Below are 6,000 nucleotides of genomic sequence, written 5' to 3'. Positions count from 1 at the left end.
AACTCGATGGCCCGCCGCCGCCGGCGCTGCGCACCACGGGCCTCATTCCGCTGGAAGTGCCCGGCACCGGCCTGCGCTTCGGCATCGATCCCGCTTCGGTGAACGTGGGCAAGGACCGCATCGTGCGCTACGTCGTGGTGGCCACCAGCACCACCGGGGCCGTGAACGCAATGTACGAAGGCATCCGCTGCGACGCCGGGGAAGTGCGGGTCTATGCCCGCCACAACCCGGACAGCGGCTGGGTCGCCACCAGCAGCGCCGAGTGGCAGCCGCTGCATTCGGCACCGAACACGCGCCACAGCCTGTTCATCGCCCGCAACGGCGTCTGCCTCGGACACGCCCCGAACGGCAACGCGGCCCAGATCGTGAGCGACCTGCGCGCCCCGATCGACCGGCGCTTCGAGCGCGGCGGGGTGAACCGGTAGTCGGCTGTCGCCGGTTCCTAGCGCGTGAGCACCAGGTTGGTCCGGTGGATCATCTCGGGCTCCGCCATGTACCCGAGCAGCTTCTCGATCTCGCTGGAAGGCTTGCGGCACAGGATGCGGGCTTCGGCCGAGGCGTAGTTCGCCAGGCCGCGCGCGATCTCCTGGCCGGCGGGGTCGCGCACCGCGATCACCTCGCCGCGGGCGAAGTCGCCCTCCACCGCCGTCATGCCGATCGGCAGCAGGCTCTTGCCTTCGGAACGCAGCTTGGCCACGGCACCGGCGTCGACCATCACCGCGCCGCGCAGCTGCAGGTGGTCCGCCATCCAGCGCTTGCGCGCCTGGCTCTTCTGCGTCGGCGCGACCAGCAGCGTGCCGATGATCTCGCCCTGCACCAGCCGCGGCAGGCAATCCGGCTCGCGGCCCCAGGCGATCACGGTGGAAGCGCCCGAGCGCGCCGCGCGCGCCGCCGCCAGCACCTTGGTGATCATGCCGCCCTTGCCGATGCTGGAGCCCGCGCCGCCGGCCATCTGCTCCAGCGCCGGGTCGCCCGCGCGCGCCACCTGGATGAACTGCGCGTGCGGGTCCTTGCGCGGATCGGCGCTGTACAGGCCCTTCTGGTCCGTCAGGATCACCAGCAGGTCGGCCTCGACCAGGTTGGCCACCAGCGCGCCCAGGGTGTCGTTGTCGCCGAACTTGATCTCGTCGTTGACGACGGTGTCGTTCTCGTTGATCACCGGCACCACGTGCAGCGACAGCAGCGTGACCAGCGTGGAGCGCGCGTTGAGATAGCGCTCGCGGTCGGCCAGGTCGGCGTGCGTGAGCAGCACCTGCGCGGAAGCAAGGCCCTGCTCGCGCAGCTTGGTCTCGTACATCTGCGCCAGGCCCATCTGGCCCACCGCGGCGGCGGCCTGCAGCTCGTTGACCTCGTGCGGGCGGGCCGTCCAGCCCAGGCGCTTCATGCCCTCGGCGATGGCACCGCTGGAGACCATGATCACCTCGCGGCCGTCGGCCGCCAGCGCCGCCAGCTGGCGGCTCCATTCACCGATGGCGCGTTCGTCCAGGCCCCGGCCCTCGTTGGTGACCAGGCTGGAGCCCACCTTCACCACGATGCGCCGGGCCTCGCGCAGGGCCTGCGTCGCGTCCCGTTCGCTGCTGCTGTTCATGAGGGTGCATTGTCGCCGCCCGCGAAGCGCGGGTCGACTTCCACCGGCGCGTTCTCCGCCGCCTGCAGGGCATGCACGTGCTGCCAGACCGCCTGCACCAGCGGCTCGCAACCCTCGCGGGTGAGTGCGCTGATCTCGAACACCGGGCCCTTGTACTTGAAGCGCTTGACGAAGTCCTTCACGCGGGCGGCGCGCTCTTCGGCCGGCACCATGTCCAGCTTGTTCAGCACCAGCCAGCGCGGCTTCTCGTACAGCGTGGGGTCGTACTTCTTCAGCTCCGCCACGATCGCCTTCGCCTGCGCGACGGGATCCACGCCCTCGTCGAAGGGCGCGATGTCCACGATGTGCAGCAGCAGCCGCGTGCGCTGCAGGTGGCGCAGGAACTGGTGGCCCAGGCCCGCACCTTCGGCCGCGCCCTCGATCAGGCCCGGCACGTCGGCCACCACGAAGCTCTGTTCCGGGCCCACGCGCACCACACCCAGGTTCGGGTGCAGCGTGGTGAAGGGGTAGTCGGCGATCTTCGGCCGCGCATTGGAGACTGCGGCGATGAAGGTGGACTTGCCCGCGTTGGGCATGCCGAGCAGGCCCACGTCGGCCAGCACCTTCAGCTCCAGCTTCAGGCTCTTTCGCTCGCCCGGCCAGCCGGGCGTCTTCTGCCGCGGCGCCCGGTTGATCGAGCTCTTGAAGCGCATGTTGCCGAAGCCGCCGTCGCCGCCCTTGGCGATCATGATCTTCTCGCCCGGCTGCAGCAGCTCGTACAGCACCTCGCCGGTCTCGGCGTCGCTGAGGATGGTGCCCACCGGCATCTTCAGCACGATGTCGTTGCCGGCGGCGCCGAACATGTCGGAGCCCATGCCGTGCTCGCCGCGGCCCGCCTCATGGCGGCGCGAGAAGCGGTAGTCCACCAGCGTGTTGAGGTTCGGGTCCGCCACGGCCCACACGTGGCCGCCGCGGCCGCCGTCACCGCCGTTGGGGCCGCCGAACTCCTTGTACTTCTCGTGGCGGAACGAGACGCAGCCGTTGCCGCCATCGCCGGCGGCGATGTCGATGAAAGCCTCGTCGACGAACTTCATGGGATTTCCGGAAATGACGAAGGCCCGACAAGTCGGGCCTTCTGGACTTGCGGGACCGAGGTTAACTCAGGCCGCCGGGATGACGCTGACCATGTGCTTGTTCAGCGCGCCCTTGGTTTCGAACTTGACGCTGCCGTCCACCAGGGCGAACAGCGTGTGGTCCCGGCCGACGCCGACGTTGGTGCCGGGGTGGAACTTGGTGCCGCGCTGGCGCACGATGATGGAGCCGGCGCTGATCAGTTCACCGCCGAAGGCCTTGACGCCCAGCATCTTCGGCTGGGAATCGCGCCCGTTTCGCGTGGAGCCGCCGCCTTTTTTCTGTGCCATTTCCTGTTCTCCTTGGGGGCTCAGGCGCCGGCGATGTCACCGATCTGCAGCTCGGTGTATTGCTGGCGATGGCCCTGGTGCTTCTGGTAGTGCTTGCGGCGGCGCATCTTGAAGATGCGCACCTTGTCGTGCTTGCCGTGCGCCACGACCGTGGCCTTCACCGTGGCACCGGACACCAGGGGCACCCCGATCTTCAGGTCGCCGCCGTTGCCTAAGGCGAGCACCTGGTCGATGGTGATTTCCTGGCCGATGTCCGCAGCAATCTGTTCTACCTTGATCTTGTCGCCGGAAGCAACGCGATACTGCTTGCCACCGGTTTTTATGACCGCGTACATGGTTGACCTCTCTAGGGCGGAGGCAGCGCGAGCCGGCCTCCAGGACATTCCCGAACCCATTTCCGGGAAAGCCCGCGACTATAGCATTGTTTGCGCTCGCTCACAAGTCGGCGCCGATGCGCGGCAGCCCGGAGCTGAACCCTTTCTTATAATTTATTCCGCAACTCTACGGGTTAGCCCTTGACCGATTCATCCCCCAGCGCCGCCACCGTCCTGTCCCTGATCGCCGATGACATGCGCGAGGTGGATGCCGTGATCGCCCGCCGCCTCGACTCCGGCGTGCCGCTGGTGGGCGAGGTCTCCCGCTACATCATCTCGTCGGGCGGCAAGCGCCTGCGCCCCGCCCTGCTGCTGATGATCTGCGGCGCGCTGGGCTACCGCGGTGCCCAGCGCCACAACCTGGCGGCGGTGGTGGAGTTCATCCACACGGCCACGCTGCTGCACGACGACGTGGTCGACGAGTCGACGCTGCGGCGCGGCCGGGCCACCGCCAACGAGAGCTTCGGCAACCCCGCCAGCGTGCTGGTGGGCGACTTCCTCTATTCGCGCGCCTTCCAGATGATGCTGGACGCGCACGACATGCGCGTGATGGAGATCCTGGCCGACGCGACCAACGTGATCGCCGAGGGCGAGGTCATGCAGCTGATGAACATGCACGATCCCGGCCTCGACGAGCCGGCCTACGTGCAGGTGATCCGCTCCAAGACGGCCAAGCTGTTCGAGGCGAGCGCGCGCCTCGGCGCGGTGCTGGCCAAGGCCGACCCGAAGCTCGAACAGGCCTGCGCCGACTACGGCCAGGCCCTGGGCACCGCCTTCCAGGTGATCGACGACGTGCTCGATTACGCCGGTGAGGCCTCCGAGATGGGCAAGAACCTGGGCGACGACCTGCGCGAGGGCAAGGTCACCCTGCCCCTGATCGCCGCCATGCGCCGAGGCACCGATTCGCAGCGGGCGCTGATCCGCCGCGCCATCGAGACCGGCGGGATCGACGAGCTCGGTCACATCGTGGCCATCGTGCGCGAAACCGGGGCGCTGGAGGTGGCCCACCAGGCCGCCGCGGCGGAGGCGCAACGCGCGATGTCAGCTGCGCAACAGCTCCCCTTGAATGAGCATGCTCAGGCTTTGGTACAATTGGCGGCTTCGCTGCTGCAGCGGCGCTACTGAAGCGATTCAGACAGCACCGCCAGCCGCAAATCGGGGTGTAGCTTAGCCTGGTAGAGCGCTACGTTCGGGACGTAGAGGCCGGAGGTTCGAATCCTCTCACCCCGACCAGGTTTCCCTCTCGGATCGGGCCCCTCGCGGGCCCGATTCGTTTGTTGCACCGGCCGCGCTGCAGCGCCCCCCAAGGCCCGGCACCCGGGGAGTACATTCCGCTTCCCTTGGAGCCTTGCAGGGAGGCAAGCATGCAGCTGAGAACGCTTTCGGCGCTCCTCTTCCATCTTCCCTTGTTCTTCGCCGCCTCGGCCGCCGGCGCGCAGACCGGCGATCTGCGCACCGGCACCGCGGCCCTGGCGGACTGGCGCTCGGACGCTCCCGGCGTGCGGCGCGTGATCAAGCCGTCCGACCTGCCGCCGGCCACGATGACCGGCAGCGACCCCGAGGCCTCGGTGGGCAACAACATCAAGGTCGTCGCGCCGCCCGAGGGTGCGCTGCCCAAGGTGCCGGACGGCTTCGCGGTGCAGGTCTTCGCCAGCGGCTTCCGGCAGCCGCGCACGCTGCGCGTCGCCCCCAACGGCGACATCTTCCTGTCGGAAAGCGAGGCCGGCCGCGTGCTGGTCTTTCCCGCCAATGCGACCGGGCCGGCCGCCCAACCCCAGGTGTTCGCCGAGGGCCTGGAGCGGCCCTACGGCATCGCCTTCGTGCCGCCGGCCAATCCGCGCTACGTCTACGTGGGAGCCGCGAACCAGGTGGTGCGCTACCCCTATCGCAACGGCGACACCAAGGCCGGCGGACCGGCCCAGGTGATCGTCGGCAACATCCCGACCAAGCGGCACTGGACGCGCGACCTCGCCGTCTCGCGCGACGGCAAGCGCCTGTTCCTCGCCGTCGGCTCCTCGTCCAATCTCGGCCTCGGCCTGACCGAGATGAAGCCGGAGGAGCTCCGCCGCTTCGAGCAGACCCACGGCCGCGGCGCCGCCTGGGGCGACGAGGAGAACCGCGCCGTGGTGCGCGTGTTCGATCCGGACGGCAAGACGATCCGCAACTACGCCACCGGCCTGCGCAACTGCTCGGGCCTGGCGATGCAGCCGGGCACCGACAACCTCTGGTGCGTGGTCAACGAGCGCGACCACATCGGCCCGCTGCTCGCGCCCGACTACATGGCCCGGGTGCAGGACGGCGCCTTCTATGGCTGGCCCTGGTACTACATCGGCAGCAACGAGGACCCGGCCCGCAAGGGCCAGCGGCCGGATCTGAAAGGCAAGGTGCGGGTGCCCGAGGTGCTGATCCAGGCCCACTCCTCTGCGCTGGCCGCGGCCTTCTACGACCGCAGCGCCTTCCCGGCCGAATACCGCGGCGATGCCTTCGTGGCCCTGCACGGCTCCCACAGCCGGCCCGAGCGTACCGGCTACAAGGTGATCCGGGTGCGCATGCAGGGCGGCAAGCCGACCGGCGAGTACCAGGACTTCATGACCGGCTTCCTGGTGGACAACGACAGCGCCTGGGGCCGCCCGGCCGG

7 protein-coding genes and 1 tRNA gene are annotated in these 6,000 nt (G+C 69.0%); 4 read left to right on the top strand and 4 right to left on the bottom strand.

All coding sequences use genetic code 11. The features are described 5' to 3' along the window. Nucleotides 1-425, top strand: a 425-nt coding sequence (locus VFM98_RS07320) for a CNP1-like family protein (protein ID WP_325109251.1), incomplete at its 5' end; no start/stop codon positions are given. Nucleotides 426-442: 17 nt separating this feature from the next. Here VFM98_RS07320 and proB read toward each other — a convergent pair. From proB to rplU, 4 genes are all read right to left on the bottom strand, one after another. After that, nucleotides 443-1,588 carry a glutamate 5-kinase gene (gene proB, locus VFM98_RS07315; RefSeq protein ID WP_325109250.1) on the bottom strand — a complete coding sequence of 382 codons (1,146 nt, stop codon included), beginning with the start codon at nt 1,586-1,588 and terminating at the stop codon, nt 443-445. Next, a complete protein-coding gene (gene cgtA, locus VFM98_RS07310) occupies nt 1,585-2,661 on the bottom strand; it encodes an Obg family GTPase CgtA (RefSeq protein WP_325109249.1) in 1,077 nt (358 codons plus the stop codon). Before cgtA ends, proB begins: the two co-directional genes overlap by 4 nt. Before the next feature lie 66 nt (nt 2,662-2,727). Then, the gene (gene rpmA / locus VFM98_RS07305) at nt 2,728-2,988 is read right to left on the bottom strand and encodes a 50S ribosomal protein L27 (protein ID WP_325109248.1); all 261 of its coding nucleotides are present in this window, start codon (nt 2,986-2,988) and stop codon (nt 2,728-2,730) included. A 20-nt stretch (nt 2,989-3,008) separates the two neighbouring features. Next, on the bottom strand, nt 3,009-3,323 hold the full coding sequence (gene rplU, locus VFM98_RS07300) for a 50S ribosomal protein L21 (RefSeq protein ID WP_325109247.1): 315 nt from the start codon (nt 3,321-3,323) through the stop codon (nt 3,009-3,011). A gap of 234 nt (nt 3,324-3,557) precedes the next feature. Here rplU and VFM98_RS07295 point away from each other — a divergent pair, with 234 nt between their 5' ends. From VFM98_RS07295 to VFM98_RS07285, 3 genes are all read left to right on the top strand, one after another. Further along, entirely contained in the window at nt 3,558-4,487 is a 930-nt protein-coding gene (locus VFM98_RS07295; RefSeq protein ID WP_325109252.1) for a polyprenyl synthetase family protein, read from the top strand. 31 nt (nt 4,488-4,518) lie between these two features. Beyond that, a tRNA-Pro gene (locus VFM98_RS07290) sits at nt 4,519-4,595 on the top strand. Between the two features lie 131 nt (nt 4,596-4,726). Further along, the coding region (locus tag VFM98_RS07285) for a PQQ-dependent sugar dehydrogenase (RefSeq protein ID WP_325109246.1) at nt 4,727-6,000 on the top strand (1,274 nt) is incomplete at its 3' end.

Origin of the sequence: Ramlibacter sp. (assembly GCF_035706265.1) — a bacterium.
Taxonomy (GTDB): domain Bacteria; phylum Pseudomonadota; class Gammaproteobacteria; order Burkholderiales; family Burkholderiaceae_C; genus Ramlibacter.
Note: the sequence above shows the minus strand (reverse complement) of the source record. Positions and strands in the feature narration are given on the sequence as shown.